Source organism: Bradyrhizobium guangdongense, assembly GCF_004114975.1.
Taxonomy (GTDB): Bacteria; Pseudomonadota; Alphaproteobacteria; order Rhizobiales; family Xanthobacteraceae; genus Bradyrhizobium; species Bradyrhizobium guangdongense.
This window is the reverse complement of the sequence record NZ_CP030051.1, coordinates 141,884-166,247: the sequence shown is the minus strand read 5'-3', so window position 1 is coordinate 166,247 and position 24,364 is coordinate 141,884. Positions and strand designations below refer to the sequence as shown.

General features: G+C 64.9%; 23 protein-coding genes. 9 read left to right on the top strand and 14 right to left on the bottom strand.

The features are described 5' to 3' along the window. Positions 1 to 7: 7 nt before the first annotated feature. Positions 8 to 1,177 carry a phosphorylase family protein gene (locus tag X265_RS00750; RefSeq protein ID WP_128963181.1) on the bottom strand — a complete coding sequence of 390 codons (1,170 nt, stop codon included), beginning with the start codon at positions 1,175 to 1,177 and terminating at the stop codon, positions 8 to 10. 271 nt (positions 1,178 to 1,448) lie between these two features. Between X265_RS00750 and X265_RS00745 the strand changes: the two genes are divergently transcribed. After that, positions 1,449 to 3,104 (top strand): S53 family peptidase, encoded by a 1,656-nt coding sequence (locus X265_RS00745; protein ID WP_128963180.1) that lies wholly within the window; start codon positions 1,449 to 1,451, stop codon positions 3,102 to 3,104. 115 nt (positions 3,105 to 3,219) lie between these two features. Here X265_RS00745 and X265_RS00740 read toward each other — a convergent pair whose 3' ends face one another. Together X265_RS00740 and X265_RS00735 are read right to left on the bottom strand one after the other, a co-directional pair. Further along, positions 3,220 to 4,635 (bottom strand): MFS transporter, encoded by a 1,416-nt coding sequence (locus X265_RS00740; RefSeq protein WP_128963179.1) that lies wholly within the window; start codon positions 4,633 to 4,635, stop codon positions 3,220 to 3,222. 254 nt (positions 4,636 to 4,889) lie between these two features. After that, on the bottom strand, positions 4,890 to 5,822 hold the full coding sequence (locus X265_RS00735) for a LysR family transcriptional regulator (protein ID WP_128963178.1): 933 nt from the start codon (positions 5,820 to 5,822) through the stop codon (positions 4,890 to 4,892). 106 nt (positions 5,823 to 5,928) lie between these two features. Here X265_RS00735 and X265_RS00730 point away from each other — a divergent pair, with 106 nt between their 5' ends. Continuing rightward, on the top strand, positions 5,929 to 7,104 hold the full coding sequence (locus tag X265_RS00730) for a CoA transferase (RefSeq protein ID WP_128963177.1): 1,176 nt from the start codon (positions 5,929 to 5,931) through the stop codon (positions 7,102 to 7,104). Further along, the gene (locus X265_RS00725; protein ID WP_128963176.1) at positions 7,101 to 8,045 is read left to right on the top strand and encodes a hydroxymethylglutaryl-CoA lyase; all 945 of its coding nucleotides are present in this window, start codon (positions 7,101 to 7,103) and stop codon (positions 8,043 to 8,045) included. The genes X265_RS00730 and X265_RS00725 overlap by 4 nt, the downstream gene beginning before the upstream one ends. Before the next feature lie 145 nt (positions 8,046 to 8,190). Here the strand turns inward: X265_RS00725 and nikR are convergent, their stop codons facing one another. Both nikR and X265_RS00715 read right to left on the bottom strand, forming a co-directional pair. Continuing rightward, on the bottom strand, positions 8,191 to 8,631 hold the full coding sequence (gene nikR / locus X265_RS00720; RefSeq protein ID WP_128963175.1) for a nickel-responsive transcriptional regulator NikR: 441 nt from the start codon (positions 8,629 to 8,631) through the stop codon (positions 8,191 to 8,193). 189 nt (positions 8,632 to 8,820) lie between these two features. After that, complete coding sequence (locus X265_RS00715; protein WP_164938356.1) at positions 8,821 to 11,268, bottom strand: heavy metal translocating P-type ATPase; 2,448 nt, start codon at positions 11,266 to 11,268, stop codon at positions 8,821 to 8,823. 62 nt (positions 11,269 to 11,330) lie between these two features. Between X265_RS00715 and X265_RS00710 the strand changes: the two genes are divergently transcribed. Beyond that, the gene (locus X265_RS00710) at positions 11,331 to 11,606 is read left to right on the top strand and encodes a metal-sensitive transcriptional regulator (RefSeq protein ID WP_024338640.1); all 276 of its coding nucleotides are present in this window, start codon (positions 11,331 to 11,333) and stop codon (positions 11,604 to 11,606) included. A gap of 42 nt (positions 11,607 to 11,648) precedes the next feature. Here the strand turns inward: X265_RS00710 and X265_RS00705 are convergent, their stop codons facing one another. Beyond that, positions 11,649 to 12,620 (bottom strand): YiiX/YebB-like N1pC/P60 family cysteine hydrolase, encoded by a 972-nt coding sequence (locus tag X265_RS00705; RefSeq protein WP_128963173.1) that lies wholly within the window; start codon positions 12,618 to 12,620, stop codon positions 11,649 to 11,651. A 187-nt stretch (positions 12,621 to 12,807) separates the two neighbouring features. On the opposite strand from X265_RS00705, the gene X265_RS00700 reads away from it, so the two are divergent. Then, complete coding sequence (locus X265_RS00700; RefSeq protein ID WP_128963172.1) at positions 12,808 to 14,196, top strand: flavin monoamine oxidase family protein; 1,389 nt, start codon at positions 12,808 to 12,810, stop codon at positions 14,194 to 14,196. 7 nt (positions 14,197 to 14,203) lie between these two features. On the opposite strand, the gene X265_RS00695 is transcribed toward X265_RS00700, so the two are convergent. From X265_RS00695 to pheS, 4 genes are all read right to left on the bottom strand, one after another. Then, complete coding sequence (locus X265_RS00695) at positions 14,204 to 14,974, bottom strand: sulfite exporter TauE/SafE family protein (protein ID WP_128963171.1); 771 nt, start codon at positions 14,972 to 14,974, stop codon at positions 14,204 to 14,206. Positions 14,975 to 15,027: 53 nt separating this feature from the next. After that, positions 15,028 to 17,436 (bottom strand): phenylalanine--tRNA ligase subunit beta, encoded by a 2,409-nt coding sequence (pheT, locus tag X265_RS00690; RefSeq protein ID WP_128963170.1) that lies wholly within the window; start codon positions 17,434 to 17,436, stop codon positions 15,028 to 15,030. Further along, positions 17,433 to 17,837, bottom strand: a complete 405-nt coding sequence (locus X265_RS00685; protein ID WP_244659435.1) for an endonuclease domain-containing protein — start codon at positions 17,835 to 17,837, stop codon at positions 17,433 to 17,435. Before X265_RS00685 ends, pheT begins: the two co-directional genes overlap by 4 nt. A 146-nt stretch (positions 17,838 to 17,983) precedes the next feature. After that, complete coding sequence (pheS, locus tag X265_RS00680) at positions 17,984 to 19,066, bottom strand: phenylalanine--tRNA ligase subunit alpha (RefSeq protein WP_128963168.1); 1,083 nt, start codon at positions 19,064 to 19,066, stop codon at positions 17,984 to 17,986. Between the two features lie 151 nt (positions 19,067 to 19,217). Between pheS and X265_RS00675 the strand changes: the two genes are divergently transcribed. Next, positions 19,218 to 19,616: a hypothetical protein gene (locus X265_RS00675; RefSeq protein ID WP_128963167.1), complete on the top strand. Its 399-nt coding sequence runs from the start codon at positions 19,218 to 19,220 to the stop codon at positions 19,614 to 19,616. A gap of 8 nt (positions 19,617 to 19,624) precedes the next feature. On the opposite strand, the gene rplT is transcribed toward X265_RS00675, so the two are convergent. Next, positions 19,625 to 19,984, bottom strand: a complete 360-nt coding sequence (gene rplT, locus X265_RS00670; RefSeq protein WP_027561620.1) for a 50S ribosomal protein L20 — start codon at positions 19,982 to 19,984, stop codon at positions 19,625 to 19,627. Between the two features lie 82 nt (positions 19,985 to 20,066). Further along, positions 20,067 to 20,267 (bottom strand): 50S ribosomal protein L35, encoded by a 201-nt coding sequence (rpmI, locus tag X265_RS00665; protein WP_008143958.1) that lies wholly within the window; start codon positions 20,265 to 20,267, stop codon positions 20,067 to 20,069. A gap of 274 nt (positions 20,268 to 20,541) precedes the next feature. Here rpmI and X265_RS00660 point away from each other — a divergent pair, with 274 nt between their 5' ends. After that, positions 20,542 to 20,940, top strand: a complete 399-nt coding sequence (locus X265_RS00660; protein ID WP_164938355.1) for a hypothetical protein — start codon at positions 20,542 to 20,544, stop codon at positions 20,938 to 20,940. 209 nt (positions 20,941 to 21,149) lie between these two features. Here the strand turns inward: X265_RS00660 and infC are convergent, their stop codons facing one another. Then, positions 21,150 to 21,689 carry a translation initiation factor IF-3 gene (gene infC, locus X265_RS00655; RefSeq protein ID WP_128969088.1) on the bottom strand — a complete coding sequence of 180 codons (540 nt, stop codon included), beginning with the start codon at positions 21,687 to 21,689 and terminating at the stop codon, positions 21,150 to 21,152. A gap of 263 nt (positions 21,690 to 21,952) precedes the next feature. On the opposite strand from infC, the gene X265_RS00650 reads away from it, so the two are divergent. Together X265_RS00650 and X265_RS00640 are read left to right on the top strand one after the other, a co-directional pair. Continuing rightward, entirely contained in the window at positions 21,953 to 22,753 is an 801-nt protein-coding gene (locus X265_RS00650; protein ID WP_128963165.1) for an alpha/beta hydrolase, read from the top strand. A gap of 142 nt (positions 22,754 to 22,895) precedes the next feature. Beyond that, positions 22,896 to 23,363, top strand: coding sequence for a nuclear transport factor 2 family protein (locus X265_RS00640; RefSeq protein ID WP_128963163.1), 468 nt, complete (start codon positions 22,896 to 22,898; stop codon positions 23,361 to 23,363). A 49-nt stretch (positions 23,364 to 23,412) separates the two neighbouring features. Here the strand turns inward: X265_RS00640 and X265_RS00635 are convergent, their stop codons facing one another. Beyond that, positions 23,413 to 24,210 carry an acyl-CoA thioesterase domain-containing protein gene (locus X265_RS00635; RefSeq protein WP_128963162.1) on the bottom strand — a complete coding sequence of 266 codons (798 nt, stop codon included), beginning with the start codon at positions 24,208 to 24,210 and terminating at the stop codon, positions 23,413 to 23,415. Positions 24,211 to 24,364: the final 154 nt, after the last annotated feature.

The following is a 24,364-nucleotide window of genomic DNA, read 5'->3' as shown; positions in this document are numbered from 1 at the left end:
ATCAGTCCTAAGGCTCCGCTGCGATGCTGGCCCAGCAGGCAATGGCGCTGCAGACCGTGCTCCAGCGGCCGAACCCCTTGTAGATCTGGGCGGCGACCTGCTCCTGCTGCTTCAAGGTGCCCTCGGCCTTGATCTGCGGATCGGAGACGTTGCGGATCGCAAGCCAGCGCGGCGCCTTGGCGCCCATCTCCTGCACCACGAGGCCGAGGACGGCATCGCCCATCTCGGAGACGTCGCCAAGCCCTTGAAGCTTGAAGTGATTGTCCGAGGTGTCGAAGCCGAAGAAATCGGTCGTGACCACGGAGGACGACAGTTCGCTCGGCTTGACCACGAAGATCTTCGGCGGCCTCGTGTTGTCCTTTGGCAGCTGTCCGGCATTGGCCTTGAACAGCGTCTTGGCGGTTGCGAACTTCGTCGTCTTGGCCGGCTTGCTGGAGAAATGCGCCTGCGCAAACGGCTGCTTCTTGAATTTCGACAGGCAGTCGAAGCGCACGATCGGGCTGACGACGACGTCGCCGACCTCGACCTTTCTGCCGATGCCGCCGGCCGTGCCCGTGGTGATGACGAGCGTCGGCTGCACCTCCGTGATGATCTGGCGCCAGACGTCGATGTTCGGCAACTGCGGACCGTCCTGCGACATGTGCGAATCGGATTTGAAGACCACGACCTTCTTCTTGCCGATCGTCGTGGTCCAGAAGCTGCCGAGCCGCTTCAGCTCCTTGGCCGGGCAGCCATTCCGCATCTTCTTCGAGATGGTTGCGTAGTTGTGCGTGTAAGGAACGTAGTCGTTGTGCGAATCCTTGCCTGGCGTCAGCACGCGGCTGGTTGCGTGCCCTTCGTCGACGGTCCAGGTCACGACCAGTACGTCGGCACGGGGCAGCGGGCCCTTGCCGTTGCCCGGCTTCGGCCCGGTCTGCGGGGCGAGCCCCTTGGGCCAGGGAATGTCGGTGAAGCGCGACAGTCCGGTCGCGGTCGAGAAGGCCATGAACTCACGGCCTTCGGTCGATTCGGAATCGAAATCGATGATTTCGCGCTGAAAGTCCTCGGGCGCGACCTTCGCGGTCTTCCTCACGGCGGCGTCCGCGATACGCTTGACTGTAAAGGTCTCGCGCGGCGGCGGCGTGGTGATCGGATCGAACCCCAGATTTCTCTCAATCCATTTGCGGTCAGCAGGCATCACGCGGTCTCCGCCAATTGTTTTTGACAAACGTATTTCGTTGGTCGGCCGGATCAGCCGACGGTTGCAATCTTAGATCGAAAATCCGTTCACGGAATGGTCGGGGCTATTGACCCATTCCGTGTCGCTTTGAGAGTGGAAGGGCGCTCGCCCTATCAAACAAGCTCGCGTGCGAAAATAATCGATCAATCACCTGAACCAATTCGCTGCTGAGATTACACCTATAGTTGAGGTGCGACAATCAGCCTTCCAATCACAAACGGAGGAAGTCATGGCAAGCTCGACTAAGCGTGTCACGCTGGCGAACAGCGCCCGCAAATTGCCGAAGGGGGCCAAGCTCGTCGGCGCGGCCGACCCCAAGCAGGAAATCGAGATCAGCGTTCGTCTCCGCGCCAAACGCGCCGACGACGAACAGGTGATGGCACTCGGCGCGCAACCGCCGCGCGAGCGACAATATCTTTCCCGCACCGAGTTCGCCGAACAGATGGGCGCCGATACGGCCGATGTCGCCAAGATCGACGATTTCGCCCATCACCATGACCTCAACGTCAAGAGCGTGCATCTGGCTTCCCGCACGGTGAAGCTGACCGGCACGGTGAAAGCGATGGGTGCGGCTTTCGGCGTCAAGCTCAACAAGGTCAAGCACGAGGGCGCGACCTATCGCATGCGCAAGGGCAATGTGCAGATCCCGGCCGAGCTCGAAGGCATCGTGGTCGGCGTGCATGGCCTCGATAACCGGCCGGTGGCGCAGCCGCATTTCCGGCGCAAGTCGGCCAGCAAGACAGCGAAGAAGGGGGCGACCGCGCGAGCAGGGCAGGGCGGCAGCTTCTCGGTCGAAGAGATCGCCAAGCTCTACAACTTCCCGGGCGGCGAGACCGGCGCCGGGCAGTGCATCGCCATCATCGAGCTCAACGACATCGACACCAAGGGTCATCCCACGGGCGCAGGCTACAAGACCTCGGATCTGAAAACGTTCTTCAAGAAGGCGGGCATCCCGATGCCGCAGATCGCACCCGCAAGCGTCGACGGCGGTGCCAACAAGCCCGGCCACTCCGACGCCGACGGCGAGGTCGTGCTCGATATCGAGGTGGCCGGCGCGGTCGCGCCCGGCGCCAAGATGGTCGTCTATTTCGCGCCCAACACGACCAACGGCTTCATCGATGCGGTCAAGGCCGCCGTTCATGACAACGCGCGAAAACCCTCGGTGATCTCGATCAGCTGGGGCGGACCGGAGGATCCGGAGAGCTCGCAGCAATTCGTGGACGGTCTCAACGAAGCGATCCGAGATGCCGCCGCCATGGGCGTCACTGTCTGCGTCGCGTCCGGTGACAACGGTTCGGCCGACATGGCCGAGGGCTGGGACGGCAAGCCGCATGCCGATTTCCCGGCGTCGAGCCCCTTTGCGCTCGCCTGCGGTGGGACCAATCTCAGAGCGCCAAATGGTTCGATTACAGAGGTGGTCTGGAACGGCGGTCCGCAGGACGGCGCGGGTGGTGGCGGCGTCAGCGTGATGTTCGCCGAGCCGAAATACCAGGCCAACGCGCATGTCCCGAAATCGCCGGCCCATCGGAGCGGCCGCGGCGTGCCTGACGTCGCCGGCGATGCCGACCCTGCGACCGGCTATCAGATCTTCCTCAACGGTGTGATGACCACGATCGGCGGTACCAGTGCGGTGGCGCCGCTGATGGCCGGGCTGATCGCCCGCATCAACGAGGCTACGACCAAGAAATTCGGCAAGACCGTCGGCTTCATCAACCCACTGATCTACGCCTCGCACGCGCAAGGCGTGTTCCGCGACATCACGGTCGGCAATAACGACATCACCGGCTCGCTGCACGGCATGTACAAGGCCGGTCCCGGCTGGGATCCCTGCTCCGGCCTCGGCGTTCCCAACGGCGCGGCGTTGCAGGATCTGCTGGCGGCGTGAGCCTATCGGCGCTCTCTCCTCCGTCATTGCGAGGAGCTCTCGCGACGAAGCAATCCAGACTGTCTCTGCGGACGGACTCTGGATTGCTTCGCTACGCTCGCAATGGCGAACTCAGCTACACCGTATCCAGTGCCTTGCCGCGCACATCAGGGCCGAACAGCGCCATGGCGATCACCACGATCAGCATCGCCGCGGTGATCAGGCCGAACACGCCGGTCACGCCGGCCTCCTTCAGCATGTAGGCGACGATGAAGCCGGAGAATGTCGCGGAGAGCCGGCTCATCGAATAGACGAGGCCCGAGGCCTGCGCCCGGATCTGGGTCGGAAACACCTCCGTCTGGTAGGCGTGATAGGCGTAGGACATCGTCGTGTTGCAGGCGGTCAGCAGCACGCCGCAGACGATCAGCAAGGCCGGCGCGGTCATCTGCGCGAACGCCATCCCGAACACGATGATGGCGATGCAGGCGCCGGCGATGATCCACCGGCGTTCGAACCTGTCGGCGAAGCTGGCGGCGAGCAGCGGCGCGATCGGATAGGCGAAGGCGACGATGAAGGAATATTGCAGGCTCTTGGTGACGGTGATGCCTTTCTCCACCAGCAGCGTCGGCACCCAATTGGCAAAGCCGTAGAAGCCGAAGGCCTGGCAGAGGTTGAACACCATGAACAGGACGACGAGCGAGACATAAGGCGGCCGGAAAAGATCGGCGAAGGCGACGCGTGTGGTCGTCTGAGTCGCTGGCCGCGCGGGCGAAGTTGAGGGGTTCATCGCTGCGCCGCCTCTGGCTTCGAGGGTTGCGAGGATCCGGAACGCGTCCTCGGTGCGGCCGTGACGCGCCAGCCAGAGCGGGCTTTCGGGCACGAACAGCCGCAGCACCCAGATGATCATGCTGGCGGCGGCGCCAATCAGTACCACCCAGCGCCAGCCTTCGACGCCGTAAGGCGCGAGCGGCACCAGCCACCAGGCGAGGAAGGCGACAACGGGCACCGCGACGAACATGATCGACTGGTTCACCGCAAAGGCGCGTCCGCGCATCCGGCTCGGCACCAGCTCGGTAATGTAGGCATCGATGGTGATGACCTCGACGCCGATGCCGATGCCGGCGAGGAAGCGCCACAGCAGAAGACCTCCGGAGGAGGTCTGGCAGGCCATGATCACGGACGCGGTGGTGTAGGCGAGCAGGGCATAGGTGAAGATCGCGCGCCGGCCAAAACGATCGGCGAGGAAGCCGAGGAAGAAGGTGCCGACGAACAGGCCGGCGAAGGTTGCGGCGACGAAGGCGCCGATGCCGGAGAAGCCGAAGAAGGCCTGCGTCGTCGTGGAGAGCAGGCCGCTGCGGCTGAGGCCGGGCGCGATGTAGCCGGTCAGGAACAGATCGTAGATCTCGAAGCAGCCGCCGAGCGAAAGCAGGATGACGAGCCTCCAGACATAGCCCGTCGCCGCCATCGCCTCGAGCCGCCGCGAGATCTCGTCGGGTCCTGATGGTGATGGCGTGTCGATCCCGATATTCGTGTCGATTCCCACGACGCTCATGATGTCCTCCCGTGGCGCGCTATAAGCGCGCGGTTCCGGCGGCTCATCTCTGTGGTCTTTTGTGAACCTTGCCGGATCGTGCCATGTTGGCGGTTGGAAGCCGGAAATCCAGAAGAACATATCGATGGAAGCGTTCGAGATTTTCGAACGAGCCATCCGCGCGTCATTGCGAGCGCAGCGAAGCAATCCAGAATCCCACTACGGAAAGACTCTGGATTGCTTCGCTGCGCTCGCAATGACGGCGTGGCGAGAACTCACCCCGCCAGTGTCGCCTGCCAGCCGCCGCTGCGCACCTGGTCGGCGATCAGCGAGAGCATCAAGCGGCGCATCTCTTCCATGGCGTAGGTCATCGGGCGGTTGCGGAGGCGGCAGAGATAGAGCGTGCGGGTCAATTTCGGCTCGACCACCTTGCGCGCGACCAGGCGGCCAGCGGCCAGCTCCTCGCGCGCGAACAGCTTGGTGGCAATGGTGCAGCCGAGCCCCTCCACCAGCGCGCCGGTCATGCCCGTGATGGAGTTGGCGTGCAGGATCGCGGCGCCCTCCAGCCGCTTGAGCAGCACGGGATCATCGAGCAGCGCGCGGGAGGACAGGCCGAGGCCGTAGCGCAAGAGGATCAGCGGCAGCCGGCTCAGCTCCTCGAACCGGATCGGCGCCCTGCCCTTGCCGACGAGTTTGGGGATGCCGACCAGGAACATCTCCTCTTCGAGCACCGCCTCGGTGATCAGCTCCTTCTCGGACGGCGGATTGTAGACCAGGGCGAGGTCGACATTGGAGACCATCAGATGCATCAGCGTCGCGCCCGACAGGCTCTCGGTGAGCGACAGCTTGAGTTTTGGATATTTCGTCAGCACCGTGCGCATCAGCTCGACGCCGATCGCCTTGACGCCGGAATTGGCCATGCCGATCGAGATCTCGCCGGCGATGACGCGGGCGCCCTCGCGCACCTCGGTCTCGGCCTCCGCCATCGCGCGCAGGATGATGCGCGCATGCTCGTAGAGCCGCTCGCCGGCCGCGGTCGGATCCATGCCGCGCGACTTGCGCTCGAACAAAGGCGTGGCGAACTCGGCCTCCAGATTCGAGATATGATGGCTGAGCGCGGACTGGGCGACATTCACCTGGTCGGCGGCGCGCGACAGGTTCCGCTGCTCGTAAACGGCGATGAAATAGCGGAGCTGGCGCGAATCCATGGGCGGGCCAACGTTCTAGATCTGCGAAGGCATTCTTCGACAGATTATATTTTTAAGAAGGCTTGTGAAGACCTAGTCTTTGCGCCGAACCGACAGGGAGTGACGGATGGCTGAGACCGGATTGCCGCTCGAAGGCGTGCGGGTCGTCGAGATGACCCACATGGTCATGGGCCCGACCTGCGGCATGATCCTCGCGCAGTTGGGAGCCGAGGTGATCAAGGTCGAGCCGCCCGCCGGCGACAAGACCCGCTCCCTGGGCGGCATGGGCACCGCGTTCTTCCCGCTGTTCAACCGCGGCAAGCGTAGCGTGGTGTTGGACTTCGAGGTCCCTGAGGATCGCGACACCATGCACCGGCTGCTGGAAACCGCCGATGTGTTCCTGGAAAATTTTCGCGATGGCTTGCTCGAGAAGCAGGGGCTCGGCGCCGAGGAGTTGCGCCGCAGGCATCCGCATCTGATCATCGCCGGCCACAAGGGCTTTCTCTCCGGCCCCTATGAGCATCGTCCCGCGCTCGACGAGGTCGTGCAGATGATGTCGGGGCTCGCCGCGATGACCGGCACCAAGGAGAAGCCGCAGCGCGTCGGCTCCTCCGCCAACGACATCATGGGCGGCATGTTCGGCGTGATCGCGATTCTCGCCGCGCTCTATCAGAAACGCGGCGGCAAGCGCGACGGTGCGGACATCCGCATCGGGCTGTTCGAGAACTGCCTGTTCCTGGTTGCCCAGCACATGGTGGAATACGAGATGACCGGCAACAAGCCGCGCTCGATGCCGGAGCGCGAGCACGCCTGGCCGATCTACGACATTTTCGATGCCGCCGGTGAGGGCCGCATCTTCATCGGCGTCGTGACCGAGGGCCACTGGCAGGCGTTCTGCCGCGAGTTCGGCTTGAACGAGTTTCTCGACGATCCCGCCTTGCGCACCACCACCGATCGCATCCTCGCGCGTCCGCGGATCCTTCCGCGTGTGGCGGAGATCATCCGCCAGTGGAACGTGGCCGAGCTGTCGCAAAAGCTCGACGCGCTCAACATTTGCTTCTCCCCGATCAACCGGCCCGAGGATCTCCTCGCCGATCCGCACGTGCTGCGGCCGGGCGGGCTCGTCACCAACGTCACCGCCGACGGCAAGCCGTTCCACGTGCCGACGCTGCCGATCGAGTGGAACGGTGATCATCTCGGCGAAGGCCTCAAGGTCGCGCCGCTCGGCGCCGACACCTCGGCGGTTCGCGCCGAGGTCGACAGCAACGATATCACGTCAAAAGCCGCTGGGAGGCGCGCATGAGCCGGATCGAGACCATCTACCCCGCAGACCGCGTCGTCTTGCGCGAGGTCGGCCTGCGCGACGGGCTCCAGCTCGTGAAAAAGTTTCCCTCGACCGCCGCGAAGCAGCGCTGGGCGCGCGAGGAATACGCCGCCGGCGTTAGGCATTTCGAGGTCGGTTCGTTCCTGCCGGCCAAGACCTTTCCGCAATTCGTCGATGTCCGCGAGGTCATCGGAACGGTGGCGAGCCTTCCCGGCGCCCATGGCATCGCGCTCGCGCTGAACGAGCGCGGGGTCAACGAGGCGCTGCAATCAGGCGTCGGCGAGATCGCCTCGGTGGTATCGGCGACCGAGGAGCACAGCCAGGCCAATGCGCATCGCTCGCGCGATTCGGCGATCGCCAACATCAAGCGGCTCTGCGAGCTGCGCGATGCCAGCAGCCACAAGCCGCTGGTGAACGCGGCGATCTCGATGGCGCTGGGCTGCTCGATCACCGGCGCGGTCGATCCGAAAGAGGTGCTGCGTCTCGTCGAGAAATGCCTCGAGGCCGGTGTCGATTTCGTCGCGATCGCCGACACGGTCGGCTATGCCGGGCCGAAACAGGTGGCCGAATTGTCGCGCGCCGCTGTCAAGCTCGCGGGGACAAAGCCGATCTGCATCCATCTCCACGACACCCGCGGCATGGGCATCGCCAACGCCGCCGCGGCGCTGGACGAAGGTGTCCGCATCCTCGACGGTTCGCTCGGCGGCCTTGGCGGCTGCCCCTTTGCGCCCGGCGCGACCGGCAACGTCGTGTTCGAGGACCTCGTGTTCCTGTGCGAGAGCAAGGGTTTTGCGACGGGGATCGATCTCGACAGGCTGATCGCGGTGCGCAAGATTTTGCGGGAGGAAATGCCGAACGAGCAGCTCTACGGCGGCCTCGCGCGGGCGGGGTTGCCGGGTGCGAGTGCGAAGGCGGCGTGATCTCGCCACTCAGGCACTATCTTAGGGTGGGCAAAGCGAAGCGTGCCCACGACCTCTATGCCGTCTTGGATTAATCGTGGGCATGGCGCAAGTGCGCCTTTGCCCACCCTACGATTCCTGTCCGGGGCACGAGCACTAGGCTCACTCATGCCCGATGGCCGTGCTTCCGCACCTTCGGCTTGCTGTCCCCCGTCGGGATCATCACCACACGCCCGTAGCGGACGCCGCGCTCGGCGATGATGTGGTCGGCAAAGTGCCGGACCTCGGCAGCATCGCCCTTCAGCGCCGTCATCTCCATGCAATTGTTGTCGTCGAGATGAACATGCAGGGTCGCGAGCGCGAGGTCATGATGGCCGTGGAATTCCTGCACCAGCCGCTTCGAGAGGTCTCGGGCGGCGTGATCGTAGACATAGACGAGGCCGGCGACGCAGGCGCCCGTTTGTGCAGTGTCCTCGCTCGATTGCTGCAGGCCCGCGCGGGCGAGATCGCGGATGATCTCCGAGCGGTTCTGGTAGCCGCGCGCCTCGGCCGCGGCGTCGATCTCCGCCAGAAGATCGTCCTCGATCGTGATGGTAATCCGCTGCATCAGGCCCTCTCCGCGGGTACCGCTGTTTCTTACCTCGCCCCGCGTGCGGGGAGAGGTCGGAATTCAAGCGTAGCTTGAATTTCGGATGAGGGGGACCCTCCGCAAGTCTCACTTGCAATGAATTCGCGGAGGCGGCCCCTCACCCCAACCCTCTCCCCGTAAGAACGGGGAGAGGGAGAGGAGAGGTCATCACAACCGCGTTGCGCGCAGCCGCAGCGCGTTGCCGACCACGCTCACCGAGGATAGCGCCATCGCGGCGGCCGCGATGATCGGCGACAGCAGCAGGCCGAAGGCCGGATAGAGGATGCCTGCGGCGATCGGGATTCCGGCGGCGTTGTAGATGAAGGCGAAGAACAGGTTTTGCCTGATATTGCTCATCGTCGCCTGCGACAGCTTTCGCGCCCGCACGATGCCGGTGAGATCGCCCTTCAGCAGCGTGACGCCTGCGCTTTCCATCGCGACGTCGGTGCCGGTGCCCATGGCGATGCCGACCTCGGCCGCCGCCAGCGCCGGTGCGTCGTTGACCCCGTCGCCGGCCATTGCGACGCTGCGGCCGGCCTTCTGCAGCTTCGCCACCACCGCGCTCTTCTGGTCGGGCAGCACCTCGGCCTCGACATCGGCAATGCCGAGCCGGCGCGCCACCGCTTCGGCCGTGGTTCTGTTGTCGCCGGTCAGCATGATCACCTTGATGCCCTCAGCGGCGAGTGCCTTCAGCGCGTCCGGGGTCGAGGCCTTGACCGGATCGGCGATGGCGAACAGGCCGGCAAGCCTGCCGTCGACCGCCATGTTGATGACGGTCGCGCCGTCGCCACGCAAGCGTTCGGCCTCGGCATCGAGCGGCTTGGTGTCGATGGCGATCGATGTCAGATATCTTGCGTTGCCGAGCACCACGCTCCTGCCGTCGACCTTGCCGGTCGCGCCCTTGCCCGTTGGCGAGTCGAATTCTTCCACCTGGCCCAGCGCAAGCTGCTTCTCCTTCGCGGCGCGCACGATCGCGTCAGCCAGCGGATGCTCGCTGGCGCGCTCGACGGTGGCGGCAAGCCGCAGGATGTCCTTTTCCGCGAAACCGGATGCCGGCACGATCGCGACCACCTTGGGCTTGCCTTCGGTGAGCGTGCCGGTCTTGTCGACCACCAGCGTGTCGATCTTCTCCATCCGCTCCAGCGCCTCGGCGTTCTTGATCAGCACGCCGGCCTGTGCACCGCGGCCGACGCCGACCATGATCGACATCGGGGTGGCGAGCCCCAGCGCGCAGGGGCAGGCGATGATCAGCACGCTGACGGCGGCGACGAGGCCGAAGGCCAGCCGCGGCTCCGGTCCGAACCAGGCCCAGGCGGCGAAGGCCGCGATGGCGACAGCGATGACCGACGGCACGAACCAGCCGGCGACCTGGTCGGCCAGCCGCTGGATCGGCGCGCGCGAACGCTGGGCATCCGCCACCATCTGCACGATCTGCGACAGCAGCGTCTCGCGCCCGACCTTGTCGGCGCGCATGATGAAGCTGCCGGACTGATTGAGCGTGCCGGCGATGACCTTGGCGTCGACCTCCTTTGTCACCGGCATGGATTCGCCCGTCACCAGCGATTCATCGAGCGAGGAGCGGCCCTCGAGAATGACGCCGTCGACCGGCACCTTCTCGCCGGGACGAACACGCAGGCGATCGCCGGCATGGAGCGTGTCGATTTCGACCTCGTGCTCGCTGCCATCGGCGTCGACACGGCGCGCGGTTTTCGGCGCGAGCTGCAGCAGCGCCTTGATGGCGCCAGAAGTCGCATCGCGGGCGCGCAGCTCCAGCACCTGGCCGAGCAGCACGAGGACGGTGATGACGGCGGCGGCCTCGAAATAGACCGCGACCGCGCCTTCATGGCCGCGGAAGGTTGCGGGGAAAATCTGCGGCGCGATGGTGCCGATCAGGCTGTAGACATAGGCGACGCCGGTTCCCATCGCGATCAGCGTGAACATGTTGAGGTTGCGCGTCAGCAGCGACTGCCAGCCGCGGACGAAGAACGGCCAGCCGGCCCACAGCACCACGGGCGTTGCGAACACGAGCTGGATCCAGTTCGATAAGGTCGGATCGATCCAATTGTGCGGCCCGGCGAGATGGCCGCTCATCTCCAGAACGACGGGCGGCAACGCCAGCGCGCCGCCGATCCAGAAGCGCCGCGTCATGTCGGCGAGCTCGGGATTGGGTCCCGTCTCCAGGCTCGCGACCTCCGGTTCCAGCGCCATGCCGCAGATCGGGCAGCTGCCGGGTCCGACCTGGCGAATCTCGGGATGCATGGGGCAGGTGTAGATCGTGCCCGCCGGCATCTCGGGCTCGGGCGTTTTGTTTTTGGTGAGATACTTGGCGGGATCCGCGGCGAATTTGGTGCGGCAGCCGGCCGAGCAGAAATGGAAGGTCTCGCCGTGATGCTCGAAGCGATGTTTCGAGGTCGCAGGATCGACCGTCATGCCGCAGACGGGATCGAGAACCTTTGTGACGGCGGCGTCGTGGCCGTGATCATGGCCGGAATGGTCGCCATGGCCGCCGCAGCAGGAGGAAGTCGCGGGCACGGGAGCAGCGGCCGCCTTGCTGGAACAACCGCATCCGCCGTGAGTCTGTTCGTTGTGATGATGCCCGTGATCCGCGTCGCTCATTTCCATGCTCCGGTCCTTGACTCGGTCTTGCAACCTATACCCGGTAAGGGTATATAGACCGCATGCGCAAGGACATCAAGGCATCTGTCGGAAAACGTCTCGGCCGGATCGAGGGCCAGGTTCGCGGCCTGTCGAAAATGGTAGAGGAAGACCGCTACTGCATCGACATCGTGACGCAGATATCGGCTGTCCGCGCCGCGCTGCGCCGGGTCGAGGAAGAGATCCTGAAGGACCACGTCGCCCATTGCGTCGAGCACGCGATCGCGAGCGGCGACAAGGCCGATCAGCGCGAGAAGATCGCAGAGCTGATGGCGGTGATCGGACGGGCGGAGCGGTAGTTCTCTCCGGTTGAGGCGCCTTCGCCAGGACGACGCTGGCGGTTAGGCCGCCCGCTCTCTCGTCCGTCCGCGGCGTCTCGGGCGATACGCGGCCAGCCTCCTCAGCAGCGGCACATGTTCGGAGGCGGTGACGCGATCGAGCGTCGTCGCCGGCATCACTTGCTCAGCCGAAGCCGGCGCTTCTTCGTCAATCGCTTCAGGAACGAGCGGCGGCGCACGGAACGTTTCTGGAAACACACCGAATGAGCCCGCCACCTCCTCGAGCGGCTTTTGCTTGTCGGCCCAGTGCAAGGCCGTGTAGTCGAAGCCGTGCACGATGGTGGGTTTGACCACTTCGAAATAGGGCGAGATATCGAAGTCGCGGGGCATGTAGAGCGAGGAATCGCGGATGTGCAGGATCTCGCGGCGGGCGGCGCGGCTGCCGGCCTTGGTGATCTTCGGCAGGATCGGGTAGCGCACGGCATCGAAGGCCTGCGCGATCAGTGCCGAGCAGATGATCTTGGTCGGATCGCCCGAGCCGAGCGCGATCATGCGCCGCCGCCAGCGCTGTGGCACCGGCAGCGGGAACAGGAAGCGCATCAGATCGATGATGTTCTTGGTGTCATAGCCAAAGCCGATGCGGTTGATCGCATAGCGGCACACCGTGGTGCGGTCCTCGTAGGACAGCCCGACCGGCCGGCAGATGCGGGTGTGATAGGGGAAGTACTTCGACAGCGGAGCGGAGGTGACGCCTTCGCCGATATTGGCCTCGATCAGCACATGCGGCTCGCCGTCGGGCTCGGCCGCGCCCTCGACAGGACCGACATAGAGCGCGGCATGCGACCAGGTCGACTGCGTCAGGTATTTGATGATGCCGGAGATGCGGTTGTTGCCCTCGACCAGCATGACGTCGCCGGGCTGGATCACGCCGCGCAGGTGTTCGGGGTCGCTCGGCGTGAACGGCTCGTAACCCGGCACCTCCTTCGAGAGGTACGCGGCAATCACTTTGCCGACTGAATCCAGGACCGTCCCCATGAGCTCTCCCCGGGCTTTTCTGGCCGTCTTTTTTCCATCTGTATCATGGTCGAAACCTGTTGCAATTCGGTTCATGGCTCTGTGAGTTCAAGCACGATTGATTCACCATGATGGTTGCTGCGCAACATCAGATGCGGCAAGGTTCGCCGGCTGTTCCCGTCGCCCGCAAGTTTCCGGAAACCATGACATGAAAATCACGCGCCGCAGCTTCCTATCGGCGTCGGCGGCCTTTGCGGCCGCGCCGGTTCTGCGCGCAACGGCTGCGCCGCTGCCGCGCGAGGCTGACATTGTCGTGATCGGTGCGGGTGCGGCCGGCATCGCTGCGGCGCGGCGTATCGTGGCGGCCAACCGCAAGGTGATCGTGGTGGAGGCGTCGTCGCAGATCGGCGGGCGCTGCATCACTGACGTCGCCACCTTCGACGTGCCGTTCGATCGCGGCGCGCGCTGGATGCACAATCCCGACACCAACCCGATGATCCGGCTCGCCCGCAATGCCGGGCTCGATGTTTCGCCGGCGCCGTCGGGTCAGAAGATGCGCATCGGCCGCCGCAATGCGCGTGCTGGCGAGACCGAGGAGTTTCTGGCGGCGCTGGTGCGCGCCAACAGGGCCATCGACGAGGCCGCGCGCGGCAAGCTCGATACGTCCTGCGCCTCGGCCTTGCCGAAGGACCTCGGCGATTGGGCCGGCGCCGCGGAGTTCGTGCTCGGCGCGAGCTTTGCCGGCAAGGACCTGAAGGAGCTGTCCGCGATCGACAAGGCGCGCGCCCAGGACCGCAATGCCGCGATCGCCTGCCGCCAGGGTCTGGGCACCCTGATCGCGAGGCTCGGCGAGCAGGTGCCGGTCGCGTTCGCGACACCGGCCAACCGGATTCTCTGGACCAATCGCGACGTCAGCGTGGAGACGCAGGCCGGAAAGATCGTCGCGCGTGCGGCCATCATCACGGTCTCGACCAATGTGCTCGCGAGCGGCGCGATCAAGTTCGCGCCCGACATCCCCAAGCGCACCTTGGATGCGGCGTCCAAGCTCACGCTCGGCAGTTACGATCACATCGTGCTGCAGCTCCCGGGCAATCCGCTCGGCCTCTCGCGCGACGACGTCCTGATCGAGCAGAGCAACTCGACCCGCACCGCGCTGATGATCGCCAATATCGGTGGTTCCTCGCTGTGTTCGATCGACGTCGGGGGCTCCTTCGGGCGCGATCTCTCCGAGCAGGGCGAGAAGGCGATGACGGCCTTCGCCAGGGAATGGATCACGAAGCTGTTCGGCAGCGAGGCCGCGGCCGCCGTGCAGAAGACCGCCGCGACGCGCTGGAACGCCTCGCCCTATGTGATGGGCGCAATGTCGGCGGCCGCGCCCGGCGGCCAGCTCTCGCGAAAGGTTTTGGCCGAGCCGATCGGCAACATGTTCCTCGCAGGCGAAGCCACGCATGAGACGTTGTGGGGCACCGTCGATGGTGCCTGGGACAGCGGTGAGCGCGCCGCCGACGCCGCGCTACGCAAGATCGGTGCGCTGAAGGACGAGCCCGCCGAGGTGCCGACGCAATCGACGAAGAAGCGCCGCGCGCCCCGGCGGTAGAGGCAGTCTACCGCAACACCCCGTCCAGCACCGGCAGGCCGGTGATCACCGCGATTGCGATCAGGGCGTAGCAGATTCTGCGGAAGATGGTTTCGCTGGCGCGGCCGAACAGCGACGCGCCGAAGGCGACGCCGAGCGCATAGACCGGGCCGACGATCAGGGACAGCACCAGCGACTCGCGCGAGATCAGGCCTGAAGTGGCGTAGCTGATCATCGAGAAGAAATCCGAGGCGCCGAAAAACAAGACGATGTTGGCGCGCGCGACGATCGGTGCGATCGGGCGGCCGAGCCAGTAGCCGACGATCGGCGGCCCGCCGGTCTGCGCCAGCCCGCTGCAGAAGCCGGAGAGGCCGCCGATGCCGACCGAGAGCCAGGCATGGTCCTTGCCGCGATAGCGCCAGCCGGACAGCAGCAGAAGCAGGAGCGCTGCGACGAAGCCGGAGATGATCCAGCGCGTGGTGACGGGTTCGAGCACGCTGAGGAAATAGGTGCCGAGCGGCACGCCGACCAGCGCGCCGAGCACGATCACCGCAGTTGCCCTGCGGTCTGCCTTGCGCCAGGCGTCGGGCGCCAATGGTGCGGCGGACACGAAATCGATGACGAGGAGCAGCGCTGCGACAAGTCGCGGCGCCGCGACGCTGCTCGCCAGCGGCATGAAGATCAGCGCCGCGCCGAAGCCGGAAAAGCCGCGTGCGGTGCCGGAAACGAAAGCGATGGCGCAGAGCGCCATCGCAATGGTGAGGCTGACGTCCCTCGGGAGGAAATCCGTAAAGCTCATGCTTTACTTCTGGAGCATGATGTTGTCCGAAAACCGCGTCCCACTTTTCGGCATCATCCCCGCAGCGTGCCGCCGGTCTTCTTCGCGACCTCAGCCACGATCTTCGCGGCGACGGCGTCGATCTCCTGATCGGTCAGCGTCTTCTCGCGCGGCTGCAGCGTCACCGCGACTGCGATCGACTTCTTGCCGTCGTCGATGCCCTTGCCCTCGTAGACGTCGAACACAATAACGCCAGTGATCAGCTTCTTGTCGACGCTCTGCGCCGCGCGCACGATGTCTGCCGCCTTCACGGCACGATCGACGATGAAGGCGAAGTCGCGCGAGACGGGCTGGAACGCCGAGAGCTCGATCAGCGGTTTGGCGCGGGTGGGCTTCTTCTTCGCCTCGGGGATGCGGTCGAGCGTCACCTCGAACACGACGAGCGGGCCGTCGGCGCCGAGCGCCTCCAGCGCACGCGGATGCATCTCGCCGAAAGTGCCGAGCACGTTCTGTGGCCCGATCTGGATCGTGCCGGAGCGGCCGGGATGCAGCCAGGCGGGACCGCCGGCGACGATCTGCAGCGCCTGCATCGGCGCGCCGGCGGCAGCCAACACCGCGAGCGCGTCGGCCTTGGCGTCGAACACGTCGGCCTGATCCGAGCCGGACCAGTGCCGTCCCACGCCTTCCGACGAGGCAAGCCCGCGACGCACGCCGCTCGCGGCCATGAACTGGTCCTGCGGGCGATCGCCCCGGAACACCTGCCCGACCTCGAACAGCGCGACATCGCCATAGCCGCGATCGGCATTGGCCTGGGCGGCCGCGACCAGGCCCGGCAACAGGCTCGGCCGCATGTCGGAGAGATCGGCGGCGATCGGGTTGGCCACTTCGAGCTCGCGCTGGCCGCCGCCGAACAGCTTTGCTGCAGAGTTGGTGATGAACGACCAGGTCACCGCTTCGGTCATGCCGCGGCTCGCGAGCGCGCGCCGGGCCCGGCGGGTCCGAAGTTGCAGCGGCGTCAGCACCGGTTTGCGCGCATCCTCGCCGCGTTCGAACGGCGTCATCGGCACCTTGTCGACGCCGTAGATCCGCACGACCTCCTCGACGATGTCGGCCTTGCCATGCACGTCGGAGCGCCAGGAGGGCACCGCGACCTTCACGACGGGACCGGGACCGGCCATCATGAAGCCGAGATGGGTGAGGATGCGCTTCATCTCAGGCATCGGCACCTCGATGCCGGAGAGACGCTTCACCTCGGTCACCGGGAATTCGATCAGGCGGTCGTCGCCGAAGGCCTTGCCGACCACGACGTTCTCCGACGGCGTGCCGCCGCACATCTCCATCACCAGCCTGGTGGCGAGCTCCAGCCCCGGTACCATGAAGGCCGGATCGACGCCGCGCTCGAACCGATAGCGTGCGTCCGAATTGATGCCGAGCTTGCGGCCGGTCTGGGCGATGTTGATCTCGTTCCACAGCGCCGATTCGATCAGCACGTCGGTCGTGTTCTCGTCGCAGCCCGAGGCTTCGCCGCCCATGATGCCGGCGAGCGATTCGACGCCGTGCTCGTCGGCGATGACGCAGATCGAGGGATCGAGATTGTAGGTGCGGCCATCGAGCGCGAGCAGGCTCTCGCCCTCGCGGCCGCGGCGCACGACCAGATTGCCCTTCACCTTCTTGGCGTCGAACACGTGCAGCGGGCGCGCGCGGTCGTAGGTCATGAAGTTGGTGATGTCGACCAGCGCATTGATCGGGCGCAGGCCGATCGCGCTCAGCCGCTTCTGCAGCCATTCCGGCGACGGACCATTCTTGACGCCGCGCACGAGGCGCAGCGCGAAGCCCGGACACAGCGTGGCGTCCTCGACCGTGACCTTCACGGGGCAGGGGAATTCGCCCTTGATCGGCTTGATGCCGGGATCCCTGAACTTGCCCATGTCGGCCGCGGCAAGATCGCGCGCGATGCCGTGCACGCCGGTGCAGTCCTGCCGGTTCGGCGTCAGATTGATCTCGATCACGGGATCGCCGAGCCCGGCCCATTCGGCGTAACCAGCGCCGACGGGCGCGTCCGCCGGCAATTCCATGATGCCGTCATGATCGTTGGAGATCTGCAATTCGGCCGCCGAGCACAGCATGCCGCGGCTCTCGACGCCGCGGATCGTGCCGATGCCGAGCGTGATGTCCTTGCCGGGAATGTAGGTGCCGGGTGGCGAGAACACGCTGACCAGCCCGGCGCGCGCATTCGGCGCCCCGCACACGACCTGCACCGGCGCAGCCCCGTTGCCGGTCTCGACCATGCAGACACGCAGGCGATCCGCATTCGGATGCTGCTCGGCCGAGATCACCTTCGCAATGGTGAAGGGCTTGAGCGCCTTCGCCTTGTCCTCGATGTTCTCGACCTCGAGCCCGATCATGGTGAGCTTGTCGGCGAGCTTTTCCAGCGGCTCGTCGGTGTCGAGATGGTCCTTCAGCCAGGAGAGGGTGAATTTCATGGCTGTCTGCCTCGGCTCTTGTCGGTTGAGTTGCTTTGGTCGGTGTCAGCGTTCCCTCCCCCCTTGTGGGGGAGGGCCAGGGAGGGGGGTGAGCCGCGGGCCGCGGCGGAAGCGGCTTGGCGGATCGCTTCAACAACTCCCTCGAGGTTCGACATCACCTGCTCATTGGTGAAAGGCAGTACGTGAAAACCCTCGGCGGCAAAGAATGCGTCGCGGCGCTGATCTGCCTTTTGTCGCTCTTCAAAGTCGTGCGACTCGCCATCAAGCTCGATAATGAGCTTCGAGGAAAAGCAGACGAAGTCGACAACGTAGTTTCCGATCGGTGTTTGGCGACGGATGCCAAGACCGTCGATTCGATTGGCTTTCAGATAGCGCCACAGCAGTGTTTCAGCGCGCGTCATCGTCCGGCGAAGTTGCCTCGCCCGGCTGCGCTGACGTTCGCTCACAACTGCGTGCGGCATCCGCGGCTACCCCCCTCCCTGACCCTCCCCCACAAGGGGGGAGGGAACGGAGAGAGTCTTTGCAGAGATGCCGCCAGCGCAACTCATCACGCGCTCAGCCCTCCGGCCAGCGTCGGCACCTCGAGCGGCTTGAAGCCGTAATGGCTCAGCCAGCGGACGTCGCTGTCGAACAGCTGGCGCAGGTCGGCAATGCCGTATTTCAGCATGGCGATGCGGTCGATGCCCATGCCCCAGGCAAAACCCTGGTACTCGTCGGGATCGATGCCGCAGGCGCGCAGCACGTTCGGGTGCACCATGCCGCAGCCCAATATCTCCAGCCAGTCCTCGCCTTCGCCGAAGCGGATCTCGCCCTTGTCGCGGCGGCACTGGATGTCGACTTCCAGCGACGGCTCGGTGAACGGGAAGAAGGACGGACGGAAGCGCATGTTGATGTGGTCGACCTCGAAGAACGCCTTGCAGAACTCGTGCAGGATCCATTTGAGGTGGCCGAGATGCGAATGCTTGTCGATCACCAGCCCTTCGACCTGGTGGAATTGCGGTGTGTGGGTCGCATCCGAATCGATGCGGTAGGTGCGGCCCGGGCAGATCACGCGGATCGGCGGCTTCTGGCTGAGCATGGTGCGCACCTGCACCGGCGAGGTGTGGGTCCGCAGCAGCATGCGCGAGCCGTCCTCTTTCGGATGGAAGAAGAACGTGTCGTGCATCTCGCGCGCCGGATGACCTTCCGGGAAGTTCAGCTTGGTGAAGTTGTAATCGTCGGTCTCGATATCGGGGCCTTCGGCGACCGAGAATCCCATGTCGGCGAAGATCGTGGTCAGCTCGTCCCAGACCTGGCTGAGCGGATGGATGCGGCCGGCTTCGGCCTGCGCATCGCGCAGCGGCAGGGTGACGTCGACGGTCTCGGACGCGAGCCGCGCATCGAGCGCCGCGGACTTCAGCACGTCGCGGCGAGCGGCGAGCGCCCCGGTCACCTTGTCCTTGGCCTGGTTGATTGCCGCGCCCTGTGTCTTGCGTTCGTCGGGCGACATCTTGCCGAGCGTGGCCAGCAGCGCCGAGATCGAGCCCTTCTTGCCGAGGGCAGCGACGCGCACCGCTTCGAGCGCGGCTTCATCGCCGGCGGCGGCGATCTGGTCGAGGATGGATGTTTCGAGCGTTGCGAGGTCGGACACAGTCAAATCCTTAGCTCCAAATTCGGCTGGGTTGTCGCCGCCGGAAGGGCGTAACGTCAAGCAAAAAGCCGGTCATTTGAGCCTCTGAGCGGCTGGATTGAACCTCGCGCGGGGGCCCGGCACCAAGACAGGATACGAGGAGACCCTTGCGATGCTTTCGAAATGCTGTCTGGCCGTCCTGGCCGTTGGTCTGTCGGTGGCCGGCACTCCGGCGCGTGCCATGGTCTGCATGGACAAATCCATGACGCTGGACGAGGTCGCGGACACCATCAGCAGCCAGAAGAGCTGCGAAAGCGCGATGAAGGTCTTCAAGGATTGCGAGTTGACCGCGAGCGGTGACGTCGAGCTCGGCGCCGCCGTCGAAAAGAAATGCGAAGCCGACTTCAAGCCCGGCCTCAACGCGTCGCAGAACCAAGCCTACAAGCGCGAGATGCACGCGTGCGACATCAAGTACCGGAACAAGTCCGGCACCATGTATCTCTCGTTCACGGCATTCTGCCGGGCGGAGGTCGCCCAGCGTTACTCCGAGCGCGCGCTGAAGGCCCGCTAGCGCTGGCCTTAGGCTGCGAGGGCGGCTTTGGCCTTCTCGGCAATCGCCTGGAACGCCGCGGGCTCACTGATCGCGAGATCCGACAGCACCTTGCGGTCCACGGTGATGCCGGACTTGGCCATGCCGTCGATAAATCGGCTGTAGGTCAGGCCGAACGGACGGACGGCCGCGTTGATGCGCTGAATCCAGAGTGCCCGGAAGGTGCGCTTCTTACGCTTGCGGTCGCGGAAGGCGTATTGCTGGGCCTTCTCCACGGCCGGCTTGGCGGCGCGGATGGTGTTCTTGCGGCGGCCGTAGAAGCCCTTGGCGGCCTTGTAGACTTTCTTGTGCTTGGCGTGGGCGGTCACACCGCGTTTGACGCGAGACATGACAAAAATCCTTCGAAAGATGACTTAGGGTTTCGGATCGCCGCGGATGGCGCGGCGGAGATGGCAATGATCGTGAACGCGATCAGGCGTTCGGCAAGAAGTATTTCTTGACGTTGTCGCCGTCGGTCTTGAACAGCACCGCGGTACCGCGCAGCTGACGGATCTGCTTCTTCGTTCGCTTGATCATGCCGTGACGCTTGCCGCGATGGGCGAACATCACTTTGCCGGTGGCAGTCACCTTGAAGCGCTTTTTAGCGCCCGATTTGGTCTTCAGCTTGGGCATTTGGCTCTCCTCATGGCCACAGAACTCCGCCCGCGAAGGCGGCATGGCCGTCAAAAATGCTCGTTAGAGCGTTGATTGTGCTCAGGTTTTGCGAACAAGCGCGAAAACCCGCACGAAACACCGCCACGGCAGCCCTTAATCAGCCGGGCGATGAAGGCCGGGCTTATGACAGAGAACGGGCCGGAAGGCAACGATGAACCGCTGGAACCCGCTCGCCGACTATTGGGAGTTGCCACCTCATCGTTCACGCCGTCCCGTCCGGAGCAGGACCAAAATGGTCCATTTTTCCCAATCGATTTTGTCTGGTTTGACCCGTCCGCGCCACCTTGCGCTGTTCGCCGTGCTTGCCGCGATCGCTGTCCCCTCGACCGCCGATGCCCGCATCGGCGGCTATGACGGCGTCTGGAATGTCACCTTCGCCACCACGCGCGGGAATTGCAGCTCGGGCTACAGCGTTCCCTTCACCGTCACAGGCAGCCGGGTGTCGTCCGCCGGCGGCGGCCGGGTCTCGGGCAAGGTCAATCGCGGTGGCGCTGTCGCGGTGCAGGTGTCGGTCGGCGCCTCCCACGCCAGCGGCGGCGGCCGGCTCGGCGGCGCAGCGGGTGCCGGTTCCTGGAGGGGCGTCATCTCCGGCGATCAATGCAGCGGCACCTGGCAGGCGACACGAACGTAGCCGAGAAAGCCCGGTGCGCTCCCTCCCCCGACTTGGGGGGAGGGTCGGGGAGAGGGTTCTCTTCGCAACGGGACAACCCCAGAGGAAAAGGCCCTCACCCGCCACGCTTCGCGTGTCGACCTCTCCCGCAAGCGGGAGAGGTGAAAACAAAACGGCCCGCCGGATGATCCGGACGGGCCGTTGAATTCTCAAGTCCTGAACAGCTGCGCTCAGCGCGGCGCCAATACCATCACGACCTGGCGGCCCTCGAACCGGGCGTCCTGCTCGACCTTGGCGAGTTCGGCGACGTCGGTCTTGATCTTGTCCAGCAACTTGGTGCCGATCTCCTGGTGCGCCATTTCGCGGCCGCGATAGCGCAAGGTGATCTTGACCTTGTCGCCCTCCTCGAAGAACCGCAGCATCGCGCGCATCTTCACGTCATAATCGTGATCGTCGATCATCGGGCGGAGCTTGATCTCCTTGATCTCGACCGTCTTCTGACGCTTGCGGGCTTCCGCGGCCTTCTTCTGGGCGGAATACTTATACTTCCCGTAGTCCATGATCTTGCAGACGGGAGGGCTGACATTTGGTGAGATCTCGACCAGATCCATGCCGGCTTCCTGGGCCATCTTGATGGCAAGCATGGTCTCGACGGTGCCTTTGTTCTCACCGGCAGCGTCGATCAGCTGGATCTGCGCATTGCGAATATCATCATTGATGCGCGGCCCGTCTTTGGCGGCAGGGGCCGGGGCTCTATTGGGACGGCGAATGGGTGGTTCTCCAAAGTTGTGAAAGGAAGCGGCTATTTTGAAGGAAGATGCTGATGCCGGCAAGCAAGTCGCCCCTGCGAGGAGCGAAAAACCTTCAAATGCGAGGCATTTTGGCCACGCCTATCGGCACGGTGCTCGACATAGACACCTTGCCCCTGTTCCGCAAGCGTCCCAAAGGGTCAATACCAAGATAGGGTTGCCCTGCGGGACGTATCCCAATGTGCTCTCAAGCCCTCAAACCCCACAGCCAGAGTAAACGTTCCATGACCGCAGCAATTCCCGATGCCGTGCTCGACTTCATCGACGTTGGCGAGGGTCCGTCAGCGCGCAGGATCGCGGTGCGCCATCGCGCCGGAAAGGAGGCCGGCCAAGGTCCCGGTCTCGTCTGGCTCGGCGGCTTCAAATCGGACATGCAGGGCGGCAAGGCGGTGGCGCTGGATGGCTGGGCCGCAGAGCACGGCCGTGCCGTGGTTCGGTTCGACTATTCCGGCCACGGCGAATCCAGCGGCGAGTTCGCCGACGGAACCATCGGGGGCTGGCTCGAGGACAGCGTGGCGGTGTTCGAGCGCTTCTGTACCGGTCCGCAAGTGCTGATCGGCTCCTCCATGGGCGGCTGGATGGCGCTGCTGCTCGCGCGCGAGATCAAGAAGCGTGCGGGGAAAGCATCGCTCGCGGGCCTCGTGCTGATCGCGCCGGCGCCGGACTTCACCGAAGAGCTGATGTGGAAGAAGTTTTCGCCCGAGGTGAAGAAGGAGATCGAGACCAAGGGCTTTTGGCTCAGGCCATCCGAATATGGCGACGGCACGCCCTATCCGATCACGCGCCGGCTGATCGAGGAGGGACGCAATCATCTCGTGCTCGGCAGCGCCATCGATCTCGGTTGCCCCGTCCGCATCCTGCAAGGCGCGCAGGATCCCGATGTGCCGTGGCAGCACGCCTTCGCGCTGACGCATCGTTTGCCGGCCGATGATGTCGTGCTCACCATGATCCAGGACGGCGATCACCGCCTGTCCCGCCCGCAGGACATCGCGCGCATTCTTGCGGCGGTGGCGGAGATCGGGTGAAGTATTGCCAACCACTCGGTGTCATCGCCCGCGAAGGCGGGCGATCCAGTACGCCGAGGCTGTTGTGGTTCGATCGATAGGTCGCGTCGTACTGGATGCCCCGCTTCCGCGGGGCATGACCAAGAAGCCGGGAGAACAGCCAATGAGCGCCACCACCCTGCTGCGCGCCTTCTGCGACGCTGTCGAGCAGCGCAACGGCCGCGCCTTCGCCGAGCTCTTCACCGAGGACGGCGTCTATCACGATGTCTTCTACGGGGCCTTCGCAGGCCGCGAGAACATCGCCGGCATGATCGACGACTGGTTCTATCGCACGGCGACGGATTTCCGCTGGGACATGCATGATCCCGTCACCGACGGCACCACGCTCTATGCGCGCTACACCTTCAGCTATCGCTCGACCTTGCCGGAAGCTGCCGGTGCGCGTGCGATGTTCGAGGGCGTGGCGATCATGACGCTGCGTGACGTCAAGATCGCCAGCTACCACGAGGTCGCCAACACCGCGCCGGCGTTCGTCGATCTGAAATTCGCGCCTGAAAGGATCGCGAAGATCGTCGCCAAGCAGGGTGCGGAGCTGAAGGCGCGAGACGAGATGAAGCGGCATCTCACCTAGCCGTCATTCCGGGCTCGCGCCAAATGGCGCGCCCCGGAATGACGAAAAACTACCGCTTCGATGGATTCGCCATCGGCCTGCGCTGCGCCAGTGCGGCGACTGTGGCTATGCCGATCGGGCCCTGCTCGTCGTAGAGCCAGCATTCGCCGATCGCGACGCCGTCGGTGGCCTGGTGATTCACCACGTCGAAGCCGATCCAGTTCGTCACCGGCAGACGGTGCAGATAGATCGTCACGTCGCTGTTGATGTAGCCGAGCCCCTTGTCGCCGGCATTGGCGAAAGGGCTCGCGAAGTCGGCACCAACAGCGACATGGACGAACGGCGTCATCGGCGCGCCGGCAACGAGCTCGCGCACCTCGCTCATCCACAGCCGGCGCGGGCCGAGCGAGCCCATATGGCCGACGATGGGGCGCGTCGTCCATTTGCCGTTCATGCCGAGCCTGGGGTCGGTGGGCTTCGGAATGTCAGCCGGTTTCGGCACGTCCCAATTCGGCGGTGACCAGACATTGCCGTCAGGATTCTGCGTCTTGCGCAACAGCTGGCACGAAGCGCGCGCCATGCTGACGCCGCCGGAGAGGAACTCCGCCTCCACCACGCGAATGCGCAGGCCGTCGCGCACGAGCCGCGTCGTCACGTGAATCGGCTTGTCGATCGTCGGCAGCCGAAACATGTCGACGGTCAATCGCGCCGGCACGAATTCGGGGCCGGAATGGCGCTCCTCGATGGCGAAGCCGAGCAGGCCGACGATGACACGACCGTGCAGCGATTTCGGATCCCAGGGACCGTTGGCGACTTCCGTCGGATGGAATGTGTCGCCGTCGCGGGTGAAGAAAGGCATGTTTGTCATGCGTGCGACTTTGCGGGAACGAGTGGGGAAATCAAGGGTGAGTGTTCGTGTGGTCGCGGGCGCGCATTCACACTCCGCCGTCATCGCCCGGCTTGACCGGGCGATCCAGTCCGCCGAGACGGCAGTGATGGATCGAGAGGCTGCGGCGCACTGG